General features: G+C 65.8%; 13 protein-coding genes and 1 tRNA gene. 12 read left to right on the top strand and 2 right to left on the bottom strand.

What is annotated here, in order from left to right; all coding sequences use genetic code 11:
- Positions 1 to 11 precede the first annotated feature (11 nt).
- The 12 genes from LE190_RS12500 (at position 12) to LE190_RS12555 (ending at position 17701) form a co-directional block, all read left to right on the top strand.
- On the top strand, positions 12 to 425 hold the full coding sequence (locus tag LE190_RS12500; protein WP_225239012.1) for a CopD family protein: 414 nt from the start codon (positions 12 to 14) through the stop codon (positions 423 to 425).
- Positions 426 to 508: 83 nt separating this feature from the next.
- Positions 509 to 1723 (top strand): THUMP domain-containing class I SAM-dependent RNA methyltransferase, encoded by a 1215-nt coding sequence (locus LE190_RS12505; RefSeq protein ID WP_439847487.1) that lies wholly within the window; start codon positions 509 to 511, stop codon positions 1721 to 1723.
- Positions 1724 to 1729: 6 nt separating this feature from the next.
- On the top strand, positions 1730 to 3019 hold the full coding sequence (locus tag LE190_RS12510) for a multidrug effflux MFS transporter (protein WP_225239013.1): 1290 nt from the start codon (positions 1730 to 1732) through the stop codon (positions 3017 to 3019).
- A gap of 325 nt (positions 3020 to 3344) precedes the next feature.
- Positions 3345 to 5522, top strand: a complete 2178-nt coding sequence (locus LE190_RS12515) for an HDOD domain-containing protein (RefSeq protein WP_225239014.1) — start codon at positions 3345 to 3347, stop codon at positions 5520 to 5522.
- Between the two features lie 7 nt (positions 5523 to 5529).
- On the top strand, positions 5530 to 7755 hold the full coding sequence (locus tag LE190_RS12520; RefSeq protein WP_225239155.1) for an EAL domain-containing response regulator: 2226 nt from the start codon (positions 5530 to 5532) through the stop codon (positions 7753 to 7755).
- 11 nt (positions 7756 to 7766) lie between these two features.
- Complete coding sequence (locus LE190_RS12525; protein WP_225239015.1) at positions 7767 to 9326, top strand: tetratricopeptide repeat protein; 1560 nt, start codon at positions 7767 to 7769, stop codon at positions 9324 to 9326.
- Between the two features lie 188 nt (positions 9327 to 9514).
- Entirely contained in the window at positions 9515 to 12289 is a 2775-nt protein-coding gene (locus tag LE190_RS12530) for a M16 family metallopeptidase (RefSeq protein ID WP_225239016.1), read from the top strand.
- A 146-nt stretch (positions 12290 to 12435) separates the two neighbouring features.
- Positions 12436 to 13665 carry a putative DNA modification/repair radical SAM protein gene (locus LE190_RS12535; RefSeq protein ID WP_225239017.1) on the top strand — a complete coding sequence of 410 codons (1230 nt, stop codon included), beginning with the start codon at positions 12436 to 12438 and terminating at the stop codon, positions 13663 to 13665.
- Positions 13662 to 15176 carry a UdgX family uracil-DNA binding protein gene (locus LE190_RS12540; RefSeq protein WP_225239018.1) on the top strand — a complete coding sequence of 505 codons (1515 nt, stop codon included), beginning with the start codon at positions 13662 to 13664 and terminating at the stop codon, positions 15174 to 15176. The genes LE190_RS12535 and LE190_RS12540 overlap by 4 nt, the downstream gene beginning before the upstream one ends.
- A 122-nt stretch (positions 15177 to 15298) precedes the next feature.
- Positions 15299 to 16381 carry a sugar-transfer associated ATP-grasp domain-containing protein gene (locus LE190_RS12545; RefSeq protein WP_225239019.1) on the top strand — a complete coding sequence of 361 codons (1083 nt, stop codon included), beginning with the start codon at positions 15299 to 15301 and terminating at the stop codon, positions 16379 to 16381.
- 108 nt (positions 16382 to 16489) lie between these two features.
- On the top strand, positions 16490 to 17524 hold the full coding sequence (locus tag LE190_RS12550; RefSeq protein WP_225239020.1) for a TraB/GumN family protein: 1035 nt from the start codon (positions 16490 to 16492) through the stop codon (positions 17522 to 17524).
- A gap of 103 nt (positions 17525 to 17627) precedes the next feature.
- A tRNA-Gly gene (locus LE190_RS12555) sits at positions 17628 to 17701 on the top strand.
- Positions 17702 to 18334: 633 nt separating this feature from the next.
- On the opposite strand, the gene LE190_RS12560 is transcribed toward LE190_RS12555, so the two are convergent.
- Positions 18335 to 19402, bottom strand: coding sequence for an acyltransferase family protein (locus tag LE190_RS12560; RefSeq protein WP_225239021.1), 1068 nt, complete (start codon positions 19400 to 19402; stop codon positions 18335 to 18337).
- Positions 19403 to 19613: 211 nt separating this feature from the next.
- Positions 19614 to 20387, bottom strand: coding sequence for a choice-of-anchor L family PEP-CTERM protein (locus LE190_RS12565; RefSeq protein ID WP_225239022.1), 774 nt, complete (start codon positions 20385 to 20387; stop codon positions 19614 to 19616).
- Between the last annotated feature and the right edge of the window lie 90 nt (positions 20388 to 20477).

Here is a 20477-nt window from a genome sequence, read left to right on the forward strand (position 1 = left end):
AAGGAACCTGCATGTACCTCTGGATCAAGGCCCTGCACATCGTCTTCATCGCTTCCTGGTTCGCCGGGCTGTTCTACCTGCCGCGCATCTTCGTGAACCTGGCCCAGGAAAGCAATCCGGCCGCGCTCGAGCGCCTGCTGGGCATGGGCCGCCGGCTGTACCGCTTCACCACCATCCTGATGGTGCCGGCCCTGGTACTGGGCATCTGGCTGTGGCTGGGCTTCGGGATCAAGGGCGGCTGGCTGCACGCGAAACTTGCGCTGGTCATCGTGACGATCGGCTACCATCATGCCTGCGGCTCGCTGCTCAGGAAATTCGAGCGCGGCGCGAACGCGCGCAGCCACCGCTGGTACCGCTACTTCAACGAAGTGCCGGTGCTGCTGCTGCTGGCGATCGTGATCCTGGTCGTCGTCAAGCCGTTCTGAACAGCATCACCGCATAGCATTGCCGCCGGTGCGGACCGGCGGCGCCTGACTCATTTCATTCAAACGGACAAAGGGTACTCCTCATGGCCTCCTATTTTTGCCCATGCCCGCGCGGCATGGAAGCGGCACTGGCCGACGAACTGGGCGAGATCGCCCAGCACAGCACCACGATGAAGGTGCACAACCAGGTGCCGGGCGGCGTGCACTGCTCCGGTTCGCTGGTAGACGCCTACCGCATCAACCTGCACTCGCGCATCGCCTCGCGCGTGCTGATGCGCATGGGCCAGCGCAGCTACAACAACGAGAACGACATCTACGACCTGGTGCTCGAGCAGCCCTGGGAAGACTGGTTCGGCGTGCACCACACGATCCGGGTCGACGTCACGGCCGTGAAGTCGCCGTTGAAAAGCCTGGAATTCACGACCCTGAAGATCAAGGATGCCGTCTGCGACCGCTTCCGCGACCAGTTCAACAAGCGCCCTTCGGTGAACACCCGCGAACCGGACATGCGCATCGTCGGCTTCCTCGACCAGCGCAATTTCATCATCTACCTCGACACCTCGGGCGAAGCCCTGTTCAAGCGCGGCTGGCGCGAAGAGACCGGTGACGCGCCGCTGCGCGAAAACCTGGCCGCCGGCATGCTGCGCGTGGCCGGCTGGAAGCCGGGCGTTCCCCTGTTCGACCCGATGTGCGGCTCCGGCACCATCCTGGTCGAAGCGGCGCAAATGGTGCAGGGCATCCCGCCGGGTGCGCGGCGCCGCTTCGCCTTCGAAAAATTCGCCGGTTTCGACCGCGAAGCCTGGGCCGCGCTCAAAGCGGAGATCAAGCCCAACCCTGTTCCGACCGAGCCGACCATCTTCGGTTCCGACATCTCGGGCGACATGGTGGCGATGACGCGGCATAACCTGAAGGTGGCCGGCATCCTGTTCGAGGTGCCGCTCAAGCAGATCGAGGCCCAGCACGTATCGCCGCCTACCAGCCAGCCCGGTATCCTGCTGACCAATCCGCCCTACGGCGAGCGGATCGGCGTGCGCGGCGACTCGACGGTGCCGCAGGACGAGATGGCGGTGTCCTTCTATTCCGCGCTCGGCACCACGCTCAAGCAGCGCTTCGCCGGCTGGACCGTGTTCCTGTTCACGGCGGACCTGAGCTTGCCCAAGCTGCTGCGCCTGAAGGAAGCGCGCAAGACCCCGTTCTTCAACGGCGCGCTCGAATGCCGCCTGTTCCGCTTCGACATGGTGGCCGGTTTCAACCGCCGCGAGGAAGCCAAACCCGCGAAACCCACACAGGAGCAATAAGCCTCCATGCTGCCGCCGACCGAACCCGACGACTTGCCCAAGGATCCGGTCACGCCGGTGCCGCTGCCCCCGCCGCACAAGGTCGCGATGCTCTCGGCCGGCGGCCTGGCCACGCTGCTGGCCGGACTGTCGATGCTGGGACCGTTCTCGATCGACGCCTACCTGCCGGCCTTCCCGCAGATCCGCGCCAACCTGGGCGCGTCCGCGCTGGAAGTGCAGCAGACCCTGACCGCCTACATGCTGGCTTTCGCCGGCATGGTGCTGTGGCACGGGGCGCTGTCCGACGCCTTCGGGCGGCGCAACGTGATCCTGGTGGCGCTGGTGGTGTTCGCGATCGGCACCTTCGGCTGCGCCTCGGCCTCGTCGGTGCACTACCTGTGGGTGTTCCGCATCATGCAGGGCGTGTCGGCGGGAGCCGGGGTGGTGGTGGGACGCGCCATCATTCGCGACCTGTATTCGGACGCGGCGGCCGCGCGCCTGCTGTCGATGGTGACCATGATCTTCTCGATCGCGCCGGCCATCGCGCCGGTGCTGGGCGGCTGGATCGTCACCTTCTTCGACTGGCGCGCGATCTTCCTGGCGCTGTGCGTGTACACGGTGGCGCTGGGCTGGTTCTCCTGGAAGCACCTGCCTGAGACGGTGCCGAAGGAAAAGCGCCAGCCGTTCAATCCGCGCTTCCTGGCCCAGAGCTACGGCGCGATCTTCAGTTCCTTCCTGTTCCACATGAAGTCGGGCGTGGTGGCGATGAACTTCGCCGGCCTGTTCCTGTACATCGCGGCCGCGCCGGTGATGCTGCCCGAGCACCTGGGCCTCGGCCCGTCACAGTTCGCCTGGCTGTTCGTGCCCACCGTGAGCGGCATCTTCCTGGGCGCGCTGGCGGCCAACCGCATGGCGGGCAAGCTCACTTTCGCGCGCCAGATCCGGGTCGGCTTCTTCTTCATGCTGGGGGCGATCGCCTTCAACGTGGCCTACCACAGCTTCCTGCCGCCCTCGCTGCCCTGGAGCGTGGTCCACATGTTCTTCTTCACCTTCGGCAGTTCCATCATCGCGCCCGGCGCGACCCTGCTGGCGCTCGACCTGTTCCCGCACATCCGCGGTACCGTGGCCTCCTGCCAGTCCTTCGTGACCACGCTGATGGGCGCGATCGTGGCGGGCGTGATCGCACCGATGCTCTCGCATTCGGTGCTCTCGCTGGCGCTCGGCCAGGCCGGTTTTACCCTGCTGGCGATCGCGCTGTGGGCGACCGCGCGGCGCTACCGGCGCCGCAAGATCCGCGACGGCCATCCGATGCCGTAAATTGCCCCGGCCCGGAAACGGGCCTTTTTTTGCCCATGAAATAATCTTTCATATATGCATACATATATGAAATAATCTTTCATCCGCCTTTGTGGCGCCCGGCTGGGCGCGAAGGGGGGCGACACATTAGGCGACACATTCGGGCAACACTTTTTTCAGAAAGTATTGTTCCTAATCAGAAATGTCTATATGCTAAGATAAGTTTTTCGTGCCTAGAACAAACGTGAAAACATTGTTCTGTGCGCTAGATCAACGAGCAAGACCTTGTGGCAGCCCGTCCTGGGCTGCCTGGAACAACCCTCGACAAGCGGCCACGTTTGAGACCATGCAAGCTTCGGATCAGGATATCCGCAATCGCCTGTTGATTGCCCGTCTGCCGGCCATGCCGCAGATCCTCGTGCGTCTCATCGAACACCTGCAGGCCGACGACCTCGGCATGCCGGAACTGGCCGCCCTGATCTCGAAGGATGCCGGCATGACTGGCAAGCTGCTGGCCGTCGCCAACAGTTCCGCCTACCAGCGCCATCACCGCAACGTCAACCTCGAGCAGTCGCTGGTCGCCCTCGGCACCGACATGATCAAGACCCTGGTCATCAGCGACTCGGTGTTCCAGACCTTTAACAACTTCCCGCACTCGGGCAGCACCGACCTGCGCGCGTTCTGGAAGAATTCGCTGAGCGCGGCCGTGATGGCCAAGGAAATCGCGCGCGCGGTCGACTACCCGCACCTGGAAGAAGCCTATCTCGCCGGCCTGCTGCACAACGTCGGCCGCCTGGCGCTGCTGGCCACCGCGCCCAAGGAATACTCCTATAACTTCACCGCGCGCGACGACGAAGACCTGTGCGCGGTCGAGCAGCGCACGCTGCAGATCACCCATGCCGAAGCCGGCGCCTGGCTGATCGAGCGCTGGCAGCTCGACTCCTTCCTGGCCGACGCCGTGCTGTACCACCACGAGCCGAGCGAACGCCTGGAGTCGGCCCACCCCTTGATCCGCATCGTGCGCCTGGCCCATGTGCTGTCCTGCCATCCGGAGGACGAGACCCTGGTGCTGGAAGCGGCCGCCCTGTGCGGCATCGACGCCGGCCACGTCGAGCCGATGCTGCTGGGCGCCGCGCGCCAGGTCGAGAAGGCCGCCGCCCACCTGGGCATCGACCTGCAGGGCGCCGACGAGGTGCCGGCGCCGCCGGCCTTCGCGCCGCCCGCGCTCGATCCGGTGCAGCAGCGCCTGTCGGAAGAAGTGCGCAACATGGTGCTGGTCTCGGAAGTAGGGCAGAGCTTCGCGCGTACGCAGGGCGAATCGGGTTTGCTGGAAGCGATGACGCGCTCGGCGCGCATCCTGTTCGACTTCGGCAGCGCCGTGGTGCTGCTGGAAAATCCGACCGGCCATGCGCTGGTGGGCGCACCTACCCAGGGCAGCCAGCGCATCGCCGAGTTCGCGGTGCCGCTGGCCAAGGGCGGCGCGATCGCCAAGAGCGCGCTGGAGCGCCGTCCGGCCTTCATCGGACGCGAGCACGGCGCGGGCGGGGCGATCGGCCTGGCCGAGGAGCAGCTGCTGCGCATGCTCGGCACCGACAGCCTGGTGTGCGTGCCGCTGGTGGCCGGCGCGCGCTGCCTGGGCGTGCTGATCGGCGGCATCGCCGCCTGGCAGGTTCCTTACTGCCAGCGGCGCGAGCGCTTCATGCAGTCCTTCGGGGCGCAGGCCGCCAGCGCCCTGGAAAACATGCTGCTCGAGCGCGGCCATGCGCGACGCCAGCTGGCGCACGTGGCCGACGAATACCGCGAAGCCTCGCGCCGCGTGGTGCACGAGGTGAACAACCCGCTGTCGATCATCAAGAACTACCTGAGTGTCCTCGACAGCAAGCTGGCGCGCCAGGAGCCGGTGGGCGGCGAGATGTCGATCCTGAACGAGGAGATCGACCGCGTCGGCCAGCTGGTCAGCAGCCTGGCCGACCTGAAGCCGAGCGATGCCGGCCCGCGTCCGACCGACGTGTCCAAGGTGGTCGATGAAGTGCAGCGCCTGTTCCGCAGCACCGGCTTCGTGCCCGCCTCGGTGGAGATCGCGGTCACCATGCACGAGGAAGCGACCCGCATCGAGGGTGACGCCGACGTGCTCAAGCAGATCCTGGTGAACCTGGTGAAGAACGCGATCGAGGCCCTGGGCCCGAACGGCGGCCGGGTCGAGATCGTCAACCGCGGCCACGTGAACCGCGAGCGCCACCTGTACCTGGAGCTGGTCGTCAGCGACAACGGACCGGGCCTGTCGCGTGACGTACTGGCCCACCTGTTCTCGCCGGTGAAGAGCACCAAGGACGGCGCCCACCATGGCCTCGGCCTGTCGATCGTGCACAGCCTGGTCAAGAAACTGGGCGGGCACATCGCCTGCCGCAGCGGCCGCAGCGGCACCGCATTCGAAATCCTCCTGCCGGCATGGTCCGGCGCCGGCGCCGGCACCGGCCTTGGCAACCCGATGACGCTGCCGGCACGCGCGCTCGGCTCCGCATGAAGTCATGATGAACGCGCACAACGCCATGTTCCCCGGCGAGCTCGCTCCCTATTCCCCGACGCTGGACACCGATGGCCAGCCACGCCTGCTGCTGGTCGACGACGAGCCGCGCCTGCTGTCCTCGCTGTACGAACTGCTCAAGGGCCGCGGCTATTCCTTGAGCACCGCCAGTTCCGGCAGCGAAGCCCTGGCCCACCTGTCGCGCCTGCGCTTCGACCTGGTCCTGCTCGACCTGCGCCTGCCCGACATCGGCGGCCACGAGATCATGGACTTCATCAACGAGAAGGGCATCGATGCCGACGTGATCGTGATGAGCGGCGAGGTCGGGATCGACGCCGCGATCGGCGCGCTCAAGCGCGGCGCCTACGACTACCTGCGCAAGCCGTACGCGCGCGAAGAACTGCTGGCCACGGTCGCCAATGCGCTCAAGGGCCGCCGCCTGGCGCTCGAGAACGAGCGCATGGCCACCCAGCTGGAAAACTCCGAGAAGATGTACCGCTACCTGGTGGACTCCTCGCCGGACATCATCTACACGCTGAACCACGAGGGCCGCTTTACCTTCGTGAACGACCGCGCCTACCAGCTGCTCGGCTACGCCCGGGATGAATTGCTCGGCAAGCACTACTCGGTGCTGGTGCATGAAGAAGACCTGGAGCGCGCGCGCTACGTGTTCAACGAGCGCCGCGTCGACGATCGCGCCTCGCGCAACGTCGAGCTGCGCCTGAAGTGCAGGAACGGCGGCGGAGGCGGCAATGGCCACGAGCGCACCTTCAACAACACCCTGATGACGATCTCGCTGAACGCGATCGGCATCCACGTGCCCGACCAGGAGGTCAAGAAGCTCGAGTTCTTCGGCACCTACGGGGTGGCGCGCGACATCACCGACCGCAAGCGCGCGGAAGAGGTGATCTCCTACCAGGCCTACCACGACATCCTGACCGACCTGCCGAACCGCATCCTGTTCAAGGACCGCCTCGGCCTGGCCGTGATCCAGGCCAAGCGCAAGAAGACCGAGCTGGCCGTGATGTTCATCGACCTGGACCGCTTCAAGCTGGTCAACGACACGCTCGGCCACGTGAAGGGCGACGAGCTGCTGCAGCAGGCCGCCACCCGCCTGAAGGATTGCCTGCGCAAGGGCGATACCCTGGCGCGCCAGGGCGGCGACGAGTTCACCATCGTGCTGCCCGAGCTGCGCGACCGCGACGATGCGCGCATCATCGCCGACAAGTTCCTCGAGTCCCTGCAGCGCCCCTTCGACCTGGACGGCCACGAAGTGCACATCTCGGCCTCGATCGGCATCGCGATCTACCCGACCGATGGCGAGTCGATCGACGAGCTGCTGCGCCACGCCGACATCGCCATGTACCAGGTCAAGGCGCTCGGCAAGAACGGCCACAGCTTCTATCACACCTCGATGCTGGACGTGTCGCACCAGAAGATCGCGCTCGAGCAGGCGCTGCGCCGCGCGCTCGAGCAGGACGAGCTGGAGATGTACTACCAGCCGCAGATCGACGCGCTCACCGGCCGCATCGTCGGCGCCGAAGCCCTGATGCGCTGGAACCACCCGACCCGCGGCCTGCTGTCGGCCGGCGAGTTCCTGCCCTTCGCCGAAGAGAACGGCCTGATGCTGCCGATCTCGGACTGGATGATCGGCGCCCTGTGCCGCGACATGCTGCAGTGGAACGCCTCCGGCACCGACCACGTGCGCCTGTCGCTGAACCTGTCGCCGCAATACCTGGACCGCGGCGACTTCTTCGAAAAGATGCGCGGCGCCCTGGTGCGCTACGGGATCCAGCCGGGCCAGATCGAAGTCGAGATCACCGAGAACATCTGCATCCGCAACCCGCAGTACGCGATCGAGCAGCTGAATAAACTGTGCCAGCTTGGGGTGTCGATCGCGATCGACGACTTCGGCACCGGCTACTCCTCGCTGTCCTACCTGCACCGCTTCCCGATCCATACGGTGAAGATCGACCAGTCCTTCGTGAAGGAGATCCACGAGGAGGGCGGGCACTATCCGGTCATCCTGGCGATCATCTCGATCGCGCGCGGCCTCGGCCTGAACCTGATCGCGGAAGGCGTCGAGACCGAGGAGCAGGCGCGCTACCTGCGCGCCAACGGCTGCATGACGATGCAGGGCTACCTGTACTACCGCCCGATCCCGCTGGGCGAATTCATCAAGTCGCTGCGCACCCAGCCGACCCTGTTCGGCCTGCGCGCCGTCCAGGCATAAGGGCCGCCGCCATGCTCGACTTCCCGGCCCACCCTGCCGATCGCGCCGAACGCAAGGCCGAGCCGCGCTACACGGCCGAATTCCTGCGCGTAAAAGGGATGGCCGAACGCGGCGTGCCCTCGGCCCAGCACAGCCTGGGCTTCATGTACGCCAGCGGCCAGGGCGTGGCGCAGGACCACGAGCTGGCCGTGGCCTGGTACCGCATGGCGGCCAGCGCGGACCTCGAGCTGGCCCAGTACAACCTGGGCGTGATGTACCAGAAGGGACAGGGCGTGGCCCAGGACTACGGCCAGGCGGCCTACTGGTACCGCCGCGCCGCCGAGCAGGGCTACGCGCCGGCCCAGTACAACCTGGGCTGGCTGTACGCCAAGGGACAGGGCGTGCCGAACGACGTCGGCCAGGCCCTGCACTGGTTCAGCCAGGCGGCCGACCAGGGAGAACCGGGCGCCCAGCATAACCTCGGCATGATGTATGAGACCGGCAAGGGCGTGCCCCAGGACCAGGAAACGGCCACCATGTGGTATCGCCGCGCCGCGGAGCAGGATCACGCGCGCTCGCAGTTCAGCCTGGCCCTGCGCAGCAGCGGCGCCGAGGCCATCGCGTGGTTGCGCAAGGCGGCGGAGCAGGGCTATGCGCCGGCCCAGTTCAACCTCGGGCTGCGCTACGACAAGGGCCAGGACCTGGCGCAGGACAGCGTCAGCGCCATCCTGTGGTACGGCCGCGCCGCCGAGCAGGGACACGCCAGTTCCCAGTTCAACCTGGCCCTGGTCTACGACAGCGGCCACGGCGTGGCGCGCGACGAGGAGCTGGCCCTGCACTGGTACCGCCAGGCGGCGGAGCAGGGTCACGCCGGCGCCCAGGACAACCTGGGCGTGCGCTACGAACATGGCCAGGGCGTCGAGCGCGACGCCGCCACCGCGGCCCACTGGTACCGCCAGGCGGCCGAGCAGGGCATGCCCTCGGCCCAGTATCACCTGGCGCAGCTGGTCGATGCGGGCAAGGGCGTGCCGCGCGATCCGGAAGAGGCGCTGGGCTGGTACCGCAAGGCGGCCGAGCAGGGCCACCTGCGCGCCCAGTTCGATCTCGGCCTGCGCTACGAATCCGGCGCCGGCGTGGCGCGCGACGAGACGCAGGCGCTGGAGTGGTACCGCCGCGCCGCGCACCAGGAATATGCGCCGGCCCAGTACATGGTGGGCGTGCTGCTCGACCGCGCCGAACACACCGACCCGGCCGAGGCCACCGACTGGTTCCACAAGGCGGCCGACCAGGGCCACGCGCTGGCCCAGTTCGAGCTGGGCCTGCGCCACGACTGCGGCAAGGGCATCGAGCGCGACTACGAGGCCGCGCATTTCTGGTACCTGTGCGCGGCGCGCCAGGGACATGCGCGCGCCCAGTTCAACCTGGGCGTGATGTATTCGGCGGGGCAGGGCGTGCAGCGCGACCTGGTCGAGGCCTATGCCTGGCTGCAGCGCGCGGGCGGGGCGGGGGTCGTGGCGGCATCGGGCTACCTGAAGAAGATCGTGGCGCGCATGGAGCCGCAGCTGCTGGCGCAGGCGCAGGCGTTTACGTAAGGCGACCGGACCGTTCAACGACCGGTTGGACGCGTGGCCGGGAGACCCGCCCACGCTACGTATGTATCCATTTCCTCTGGCGTGAGCTCAGCGATTCCTGTAGGGTGGGCGGCTATGCCGCCCACGCGTCCAAGCAGCGCATGCGCGGCCAGGACCCATACCTACAACAACCTTGTCCCCGAGACGCCATGAAAAAACTCGCCATTCCCCTCCTGCTCGGCCTCGCCGCCGCGGCAGCGCTGCCTGCCCACGCCGCCGCGCCGGCAGCCGGCACCCAGGCCAGCGCAGCCTTCAAGTTCGATCGCAAGGCCTACAGCATCGCCCACAAAAAATTCGTGCTGCCCAATGGCCTGACCCTGCTGGTCCACACCGACCACAGCGTGCCGGTGGTCGGCGTGAACATGTGGTACCACGTCGGTTCGCGCAACGAGAAGCGCGGCAAGACCGGCTTCGCCCACCTGTTCGAGCACTTCTTCTTCAACGGTTCCGAGAACTACCCGCACGGCTTCCGCGAGGCGATGGACGACCTGGGCGCGAACAACCGCAACGGCACCACCAACACCGACCGCACCAACTTCTTCGAGGACGTGCCGGTATCGGCGCTGGAGCGCACCCTGTTCCTGGAATCGGACCGCATGGGCTTCCTCGGCAACTACATCTCGCAGGCGATGCTCGAGCGCGAGCGCGGCGTGGTGCAGAACGAGAAGCGCCAGGGCGAGAACCAGCCCTATGGCCGCGTGTGGCAGGAAATCTCGGCCAAGATGTACCCGTACTCGCACCCGTATTCGTGGTCGACCATCGGCAGCATGGAAGACCTGCAGGCCGCCTCGCTGGACGACATCAAGGAGTGGTACCGCACCTATTACGGCCCGAACAACGCGGTGATCTCGCTGGCCGGCGACATCACGCCGGAACGCGCCTATGAACTGGTGAACAAGTACTTCGGCGCGATCCCGCCGGGCCCGGCGCTGCCGCGCACCGAGAAGTGGATCCCGCAGCTGGACCGCAACATCCGCGACGAGATGGAAGACCAGGTGCCGCAAGTGCGCGTGTACCGCGCCTGGCACGTCGGTTCCTGGAAGGATGCCGACACCCAGCACCTGAACCTGCTGGCCGGCGTGCTGAGCGGCTCGAAGAGCGCGCGCCTGACCAAGCGCCTGGTGTACGACAAGGGCATCGCCACCAGCGTCAGCGCCTCGGTCAACGACGGTGAACTGGGCGGCACCTTCAACCTGGTCGCCACCGTCAAGCCGGGCGTCGACCCGCTCGAGGTCGAGCGCGAGATGGAGCGTGTGCTGGCCGAACTGCTCGAGAAGGGCCCGACCCAGGCCGAGCTGCAGCGCGTGAAGACGAGCGAGCTGGCCGGCTTCTCGCGCAGCCTGGAGCGCCTGGGCGGCTTCGGCGGCCGTTCCGACGTGCTGGCCGAAAGCATGACCTACGGCGGCAAGCCGGACGCCTACCTCGACCGCCTCGAACTGTATGCCACCGGCACCCCGGCCGACGTCAAGGCGGCCGCCAACCGCTGGCTGCGCGCCAGCCACTACACGATGACGGTGCGCCCGGCGCCCAAGCTGGCCGCCACCAAGTCGACGCTGGACCGCAAGGTCCTCCCTGGCCTGGGCGACGCGCCGGACGTCAAGTTCCCGGTGCTGCAGCGCGCCCAGCTCAAGAACGGCCTGAAGGTGGTGCTGCTCGAGCGCCACTCGGCCCCGATCTTCAATGCCTCGCTGGCGATCGACGCCGGCGCCGCCTCGGATTCCGCCGCCAAGGCCGGCATCGCCTCGCTGGCGCTCGACCTGCTCGACAAGGGCACGAAGCAGCGCGACGCCTTCGCGCTGTCGGACGCGCTGGAAAACCTGGGCGCCCGCCTGTACACCGGCAACGGCCAGGACATGTCCTATGTGCGCCTGCAGGGCACCAGCGCCAACCTGGCGCCTTCGCTGGCGCTGATGGCCGAAGCGGCATTGAGCCCGAGCTTCCCGCAGGACCAGTTCGCGCTGTCGAAGAGCCGCCGCCTGGCCGGCATCGGCCAGGAAAAGGCGCAGCCGAACAGCCTGGCGCTGCGCCTCGTGCCTGCGCTGCTGTACGGCGCCGAGCACGCCTACGGCAAGCCGGCCAGCGGCTTCGAGGGCAGCGTGCAGTCGCTCACCCGCGACGACCTGGCCGCCTGGCACGCCACCTGGTTCAAGCCGGGCAGCGCCACCATCGTGGTGGCCGGCGACACCAGCATGGACAAGCTGCTGCCGGCGCTGGAAGCGAGCTTTGGCAAGTGGCAGCCGGGCACCGCCCCGGCCAAGGGGATGGCCACCGTGGCGCCGACCCGCGGCAAGCGCCTGATCCTGGTGGACAAGCCGGACGCGCCGCAGTCGACCATCGTCGCCGCCCACGTGTCGCAGGCCTATGGCCAGCCCGAAGACCTGGCGATGGAACCGGTGATGGCCAACTTCGGCGGCATCGCGACCTCGCGCCTGAACCGCAACCTGCGCCTCGACAAGCACTGGAGCTACGGCACCCAGGCACGCCTGAACGATGTGCGCGGCCAGCGTCCGTTTTACATCATCGCGCCGGTGCAGACCGACAAGACGGTGGAAGCGATGCGCGAAGTGCAGAAGGAACTGCGCGGCGTGGCCGGCGAGCGTCCGCTGGTGGGCACCGAGTACGAGAGCATCATGCGCAACATGACGGCGCGCCTGCCGGGCCGCTTCGGGACCCTGGACGCGCTCGAATCGGCGGCCCTGTCGACGGTCAACTTCGGCCTGGCGGACGACTACTGGAACAAGTACGCCGCGAACGTGCGCGCGCTCACGCCGCAGCAGCTCGGCGCCGCCTCCGGCAAGTTCATCAAGCCGGACGAAGCGGTGTGGATGGTGATCGGCGACCTGCGCAAGATCGAGGCCGGCGTGCGTTCGCTGGGCTGGGGCGAAGTCACCGTGGTGGATGCCGACGGCAAGCCGCTGCGTTGATGTGTGGGGTGGGCGGGCCCTCCCGCCCACCCTGCGGACGGCTATGCACCGGCTTTGAACCGCCCATCCGTCCGCACGCGAGACAAGCCCCCCCTGTCTTGCGCGCGCGATAGTATACTGTATGCCCATACAGTTCAACGATCGCGATGGAACTTACCGACAAGCTGGAAATCCTGGCCGACGCCGCGAAGTACGACGCGTCCTGCGCCAGCAGTGGCGCGCCGAAGCGCGGTTCCGAGGGCCTGGACGGCTTGGGAGCCACCACCGGCATGGGCATCTGCCACAGCTACACCCCCGATGGGCGCTGCGTCTCGCTGCTCAAGATCCTGCTCACCAATTTCTGCATCTACGACTGCCAGTACTGCATCAACCGGCGCAGCTCGAACGTGCCGCGCGCCCGCTTTTCGGTGGACGAAGTGGTCAGGCTTACGCAGGATTTCTACGTCCGCAACTACATCGACGGCCTGTTCCTGAGCTCGGGCATCATCCAGTCGTCCGACTACACGATGGAGCAGCTGGTGGCGGTGGCGCGCCAGCTGCGCGAAGTGCATGGCTTCCGTGGCTACATCCACCTGAAGACCATTCCCGACGCCGATCCGCTCCTGATCGCGCAGGCCGGCCGCTGGGCCGACCGCCTGTCGGTCAACATTGAGCTGCCGACCCACGACAGCGTGACCCGCCTGGCGCCGGAAAAGAACGTCCACACCATCAAGCTGGCGATGGGCGCGATCCGGCGCAAGCTCGACGAAAAGGCCGAGGAACCCAAGGCGCCCAGCTTCGCGCCGGCCGGCCAGAGCACGCAGATGATCGTCGGCGCCGATGCCAGCGACGACCACACCATCCTGAACACGGCCGAGACCCTGTACGGCAGCTACAAGCTGAAACGCGTGTACTACTCGGCCTTCAGCCCGATCCCGCAAAGCCCGAAAAGCGTGCCGCTGGCGCCGCCGCCGCTGCTGCGCGAGCACCGGCTGTACCAGGCCGACTTCCTGCTGCGCGGCTACGGCTTCACGGCGGGAGAACTGATGCCGCAAGCGGGCAACCTGGCGCTCGACGTCGATCCCAAGCTGGGCTGGGCACTCAGCAACCGCGAGCACTTCCCCCTCGACCTGAACCGCGCCGACGAGACCATGATCGCGCGCGTGCCCGGCATCGGCATCCGCAACGCCAAGCGCATCGTCGAGCTGCGCCGCCTGCGCCGCATCCGCTGGGAAGACCTGTCGCGCCTGCGCTGCAGCATGAAGAAGCTGGCACCCTTCATCGTCACCGCCGACTACAAGCCGGCGCAGGGAGCCGCCAGTTCGCACCTCCTGCGGCGCCACCTGGCCGATGCGCCCGAGCAGATGAACCTGTGGCCGGAGCTGCAGGCGGCATGAAGCCCGCCGCCGACGTCCCCGCTGCCACCGGCGGCCAGCCGCCGGCGCCTTACGGTTTCGCCGAATGGCGCATGGCGGCGCGCGTGCTGCTGAAAGCCGGCGTGCCGCCCGAGGCGGCCGACTGGGGCAGGGCGGATGGCGGCGACCTGTTCTCGGGTGCGCCCCGCGCGGCGGGAGCGGACGATAATGGCGCCGAGCCATCATCACCATCGTCACCAACTGCGCCGCCAGGACCGGCCGCGCGCATCCCGCGCGCGCTAATGGACATGCTGCAAAGCGCCGCCTGCTTTCGCGCCCCGGACCGCTGGGCCTTCCTGTACCGCGTGCTGTGGCGCTGGACGCACGGCGAGCACGACGTGCAGTCGCCGGCCGACCCGGACGGCGCGCGCCTGCACGGCATGGTCAAGGCGGTGCGCCGCGAGGAGCACGACATGCATGCGTATATTCGGTTCCGCGAACGTCCGCCTGAAGCGGGCGACCCGCGCTTCGTCGCCTGGTTCGAGCCGCGCCACGACGTGCTGCCCCAGGTGGCCGAGCATTTTGTCGCCCGCATGGGCAAGCGCAGCTGGATGATCGCCACGCCCGACGCCAGCGTGCTGTGGGACGGCGCCACGCTGCACCATGCCGGCCCTCTGATGGCCGGCCCGGCGGAGCTCGAAGACCAGGGCGAAGCGCTGTGGCTCACCTATTACCGCAGCATCTTCAATCCGGCGCGCGTGAATGCCCAGCTGATGCAGAGCCACATCCCGTCGCGCTTCTGGAAGAACCTGCCGGAAGGCGCGATCGTGCCGTCGCTGGTGAGCCAGGCCGAACTCGGGGCGCGCAAGATCGGGCAGGTCGCCACGGTCGGCCGGCGCGGCGGCGCCACCATCCGGGTCAGCGCCGAGGCGGCGCAGCCGGAGCGCGAGCAGCCCTCCAGGCTCGACGAATGCCGGCGCTGCGAACTGTGGCAGTACGCCACCCAGGCCGTCGGCGGCGAAGGCCCGAAGCGCTCTCCGATCATGGTGGTGGGCGAGCAGCCGGGCGACCAGGAAGACCTGGCCGGCCAGCCCTTCGTCGGCCCGGCCGGCAAGCTGCTCGACCAGGTGTTCGCCCAGGCGGAACTGGACCGCAAGTCGGTCTATCTGACCAATGCGGTCAAGCACTTCAAGTGGGAGCCGCGCGGCAAGCGCCGCCTGCACAAGACGCCGGTGCAGCGCGAGATCGAGGCTTGTCACTACTGGCTTGAAAAGGAACTGGCGGCGGTCAAGCCGATGGTCATCGTGGCCATGGGCGCGACCGCGCTCAAGTCGGTGCTGAGGAAAAGCACCGTCACGCTCAAGGACAGCCTGGGCAAGCCGATCCGCCACGACGGTGCCTGGGTGGTGACCATCTATCACCCGTCCTATGTGCTGCGGGTACCGGACGAAGCGGCCAAGCACGAGGCGTTCGCGGTCATGGTGAAGGGCTTGCGGCTGGCGCAGGAGCTGCTGGACAGGCCGGATGTTGCCGGGGAAGGAAATCAGGCCTGATTCGATATCAATTAGAAAACATCGATGGCTTATTGCTAGGTTATGATGCGAGTCAGGCATCATGCATACCAGCAGAAGCTGATCATGCTGTTTTCATCGAATCGAGCTGGAGGACCCTTGGTGTGAAACTTTCTCGTGTGATCAATGTCCTTTCGGAATATACGCGTGCCCAGCTGTACGCGGTATCGTCGATCAAGAAACCCGCCGACCTGCACCTGCTGTGGGGACCGCTGCACGCAAGGACCAAGTGGGGCATCGGCGCCAAGAATTTTTCGCTCTACAGCCTGGCCGATGTCCCGCGCGCGACCTGGGACAAATACCTCGTCAACGAGCCGCTCAAGACCCGCTACGCCAGGATCACCACGCTGGAAGCGCGCAAGCTGGCCGACGACAAGGTGCTGTTCCATGACCACTGCCGCGCGCACGGCGTGGCGACGGCGCCCATCCTGGCCCTGGTGACGCCGGGCGAGCGCGCCGGCACCGCCATCCCCCATGTGTACTCGCCTGCGGCGATGGCCAGACTGTTCGTGCCGGGGCGTTACTTCCTGAAGCCGAGCGACGGCTCCCACGGCAAGGGCAATTTCTCGCTGTGCGTGGATGCGGACGGCCTGCACTGGAGCGGCCGGCATGGCACCTACGAGGATTTCTTCAGCTACTGCGCCGAGATCCTGCAGCGCACCAGCGCCCTGATCGTCCAGCCCTGCCTGATGAACCACCAGGCGATCCGCGACATCACCCATGCCCGCGGCCTGTCCACCATCCGGGTCGTCACCTTCCGCAAGGGCGATGCGATCGATGTCGCGGCGGCCTGCCTGCGCATCGTGGTTGGCGACTCCGAGGTGGACAATTTCTCGCACGGGGAGAGCGGCAACCTGGTGTCGGCCATCGACGTGGAAAGCGGTCGCCTGATCACGGCGATCGGCTCGCGCTCGCGCCGCTGGCCGCGCATGGTCGACGTGCCGCATCATCCGGCGTCGAAGGCGCGCATCCTCGATGTGCGCATGCCGCACTGGGACGAGGTGATCGCCCTGGTACGCAAGGCACACGGCACGATCGGCGGCCTGCATACGGTGGGCTGGGACGTGGCCATCACCACGGAGGGTCCGCTGATCGTCGAAGCCAACTGGCGCTACGACGTCGATATCCTGCAGGTGGCCTACAAGAAGGGCTTCCGCGAGGTGATCGACGGCTATATCGCCACCTGAGCCCGGCCGGCGCCGGGACGCTCATGCAACCCGCATGAAACTCCCGGCCGATGATGCGTTTTAAGCATCGGCTCATCTTCCACGACTAGCCTTGAGGAACTTTAACTTATGAAAGTCCTCATGCCGAACCGCCGCGCCCTTGCTGTGCTGTGTCTTTCCCTGCTGGCTGCGCCGTCCTGGGCGCAGTCGACCGACGCTGGCGACACGCCGCCGCCGGTGAGCGCTTCCGCCGAGACCGCCGAGGCTGTCCCGGAGCAGATCCTGGTCGTGGCCCAGAAGCCCGGACCCGGCATGTGGAAGGTGTCGAAGGGGGAGCACGTGCTGTGGATCTTCGGCACTTACTCGCCGCTGCCGACCAAGATGGCGTGGCGTTCGCACGAAGTGGAGGCGGTCATCGGGCGTTCGCAGGAATACCTGCCGCCGCCCTCCAGCAAGCTGGAAATGTCCTACTTCCAGACGGCGCTGGCGCTGCCCAGCCTGATCGGCGTCAACCGCAATCCGAACGACGCCACCCTGCGCGATGTGCTCCCGCCCGAGGTCTATGCGCGCTGGCTGCCGCTCAAGGAAAAATACCTGCCGAAGAACAAGGAGAAGGACCGTCCGCTGTTCGTGGCCTATGAACTGTTCGGCGCGGCGATGAAGCAGGCCGGCCTGATGACCGGTAACGACGTGCGCAAGCAGGTCGAGAAGATGGTCGGGCAGAAGAAGCTCAAGGTAACGCCCACGATCTACGAGCTGAAGGTGGACAATCCGCGCCGGCTGGTCCAGGAATTCAAGAAGTCGCCGCTGGAGGACGTGGCCTGCTTTTCGCACACCCTGAAGCAGCTCGAGACCGACATCGAGGCGATGCGGGTGCGCGCCCATGCCTGGGCCAAGGGCGACATCGAGGTGATCCGCCGGCTCGATTTCAGCGAGCAGGAAAGCTGCAGCAATGCCATCCGCAACAGCGCCGTCCTGCGCGAGCATCCTGCCTTCCAGGGTGCGGAAGAAAAGCACCGGGCCATGTGGCTGGCCAATGCCGAAGCCGCGCTGGCCCGCAATGTGTCGACCTTCGCGGTGCTGCCGATGAAGGACCTGCTCGATCCGAAGGGGCTGATGGCGGCACTGGCGGCCAGGGGCTACACGGTCGAGCAGCCGGAGTAAGTGCAGGCGTGCTGCGGAGGCGGCCCGGATGCGGTTGCACCGGACGCCGCTCGGTCTTGGGAATTTGTCAAAGCACGTCAAACGCGCGTAGAATGCAGGCAACGCGGGTGTAGCTCAATGGTAGAGCAGAAGCTTCCCAAGCTTACGACGAGGGTTCGATTCCCTTCACCCGCTCCATAGAACAAGCGCACTGCTTTTCCAACTGGCTGTGGATCTCCAATCACGACTGGCCCAACCCGCTCGCAGGGGTATCGCGCCAAAACAGAAGCTGCCCCTGCCGCTTAAGCTTTACTTTCAGCGTGCTCTGACAGGGGGAGATTACCGAAGGTCCTTTGATCTCCGTAGTCCCGTCGCCGCTGCCCCATCCGAAGGAGTATCCGGCGGGCTGCATGAATCGGCACTCCCAGGCGGAACAGTTTTGCGGCACTGGCAGCAATGCCCTGTGACTCGGCAAGGTTGATGGCCAAGTCGATATGGAGGGCGGTCAAGCTGTCGGTTCGGATGCGCATTCAAGCACAGTAGCACGCCGGAGCCGTGTTGAACTGAAATCGCTCCTGAATACCACATGGACCAGTTGCAACGCATGCTGGCAAGCTTACCTGGTCGGCAGGGCAATCTGCTTGAGTCGATCCGGAACATGCTAGCCGACGGGCCATGCATACAGGCGCTTCCATGGCTTCGTCCAATGTGTAGTCCGCTACAGGAGCGAGCCGCCAGGCCGTATGGTTGGGCTAGTCTCCATGCAAGCTGCTGAGCGTACAACGCTGTTCGACTCCAGCGCCTGCGCAGGAAAACGCCAGGGTAGCTGCCTCAGGTGGGCTCGATCGCCGGCGACGCCTCGGCGCCGGCACGTCGCACCTGACGGTTTGTCCAGTATTCATTGAGCCGGATACGAAGCGGATTCTCCACTAAATAAAAAGACAGGCAGGCAAGCGCGATTGCCCCTGCCAAACCAGGCATGGTCGGCAGCCCTGCTTTTTGCACCGCCGTATAAAAAGGCTGTTGCCATAGATAGAGCGAAAAAGAGCACTTGCCGAACCAGACGAGCGCTGGATTCGACAGGAAGGTTTTGATCAGCGCGGGCAGGCAATGCAGGTAGTTCAGTGCGATGGCCAGGAAAATCGGTGCGAAGACAATGTTGCCGCCCTTGATGCGATAGGCGGAAGTCAGGAACGCGCTCAGGATGATCAGCGTGATGACTGCGCCCCCCCACACATGCCGCGGGATGCGTGGTTCATGGAACTGACGCATCTGGCACAGTAGTGCCGAAGTGAGAAGGCCAAGCGCGGCGCACTCGCTGCGAAGGTCCCAGCGCGACGCGCCCGAAGGCGGAGCACTGTAATAATGAAAACTGAACGCAATACTGGCAAGGACGCAGGCGATCAGCAGCATGCTTGCCATGCGATCGCCGCCCGTCTTTCTAGCGATAAGCGCCAGGAATGCAAGCACAACATAGCTGTGTTCTTCGACATTCAAGGACCACAGATTGCCGATTGGCCAGTTTCCGGCCCAGATACCGAGGTCGCTGGGCAGATAGGTGCGAAGGAAGAAAACCGTCGCGAGCAGTTCATCCATCGGAACCTCATACCGCTGAGGCTGAAAGAATCGCGCATACAGGTACATGCAGGCGATAAATAGCAGCAGGGCTGGAAGAATGCGGGAGGCGCGCCGGAAGAAGAACTCGGGCAGTCCGACTTTTTTCACGAACAATAGCTGGCCCATCAGGTAGCCCGACAGGACGAAGAACATCTGTACGCCGTACTCCCCGATCCAGGCTACCGCTGGACGTGGTCCGAAATGGCACACGAGGACGGCAATGATCGCCAGGCCGCGCCACCCATCCAGATAGGGAATCTTGACCACAGGGCGATCTGACATTTGGTCCTCTTTGCAGCAATCAAAGGGACTAATAGATTATCAAGAAATACATTAATCGCAACTAAAAGGCGCTATCCCACCTTAACGTGACGTTTTGAAACAACAATGCTTGCGACGGGCTGGCGCCGGCAGGCGCTGGCGCCTGGACCGGCTGTCCGTGAGGAATCGCGCCGGCGCCGCCTGATTGGCTGTGCCGGCGCAGATGAAGCGCTTACTTCAGCTTGCGGCGCATGCGGCCCAGGCCAGCCAGGCCCAGTGCCACCAGGGCCAGGCTGCCCGGTTCCGGCACGTCGGTCGGCGGCGGCGCGGTGTCGGAGAAGGTGCCCGCTTCGATGAACACGCCCGAGTCATAGTTTTCGTCGGCCGTGTCGCGGATGATGAACTCGAAGGTGTTGGTGCCCGTCAGGCCGGCGAGCTGGGCGACCAGGACCGTGGTCAGGCCGTCGTAGCCAGTGGAGTAGGCGCCGGCGTTGTTATTGCGGTAGTACGCCGAGTTCTTGTTGCTGTTCACGTTGTTGATCGACACCACGCCACCGTTGTTCGGGAGCTGGGCGATGTTGACGCCGTTGACGCGCATCTCGAACAGGTCGTTGAAGTTGCTGCCCACGTACTCGTTGTACTCTTCCGAACCGAACACGTAGCGGAAGAACACATTGCCGTTATTGCTGGTGAAATCGAATTTCAGCGAGGTTTCGCTGCCCGGGCCGCTGCAGTCGGTCGTGCTGTTCGGGCCGACCGCGCAGTTGACATTACCGGTCGTCAGCAGCACGCCTTTGTCAAAGCCGATGTCGCCGCCGCCGGTGAAGGTGCCGGCTGCGTTGGCCGAAGCGCCGCTGTACTGGACGTTCGACAGCACGATGCCACTGCCGGCGATGGCGTTGGCGAGGGTGGCGCCGTTGTTCGTCGTGGTGACGACGATCGCGCTGGCCGAGCTGGCAAAGGTGGCGAGGAGGGCGGAAGCGAGGAGTTTTGGCAAGAGGTTCATGGATGGTCTCAGTAGGTTTATCAGGAATAACTACGTACCTATGAGCAAGTCTCATGCCAGTGAGAAAATATTTAATTAGATCAATGAGTT

Source organism: Massilia hydrophila (genome assembly GCF_020208145.1).
Classification (GTDB): Bacteria; Pseudomonadota; Gammaproteobacteria; order Burkholderiales; family Burkholderiaceae_D; genus Telluria; species Telluria hydrophila.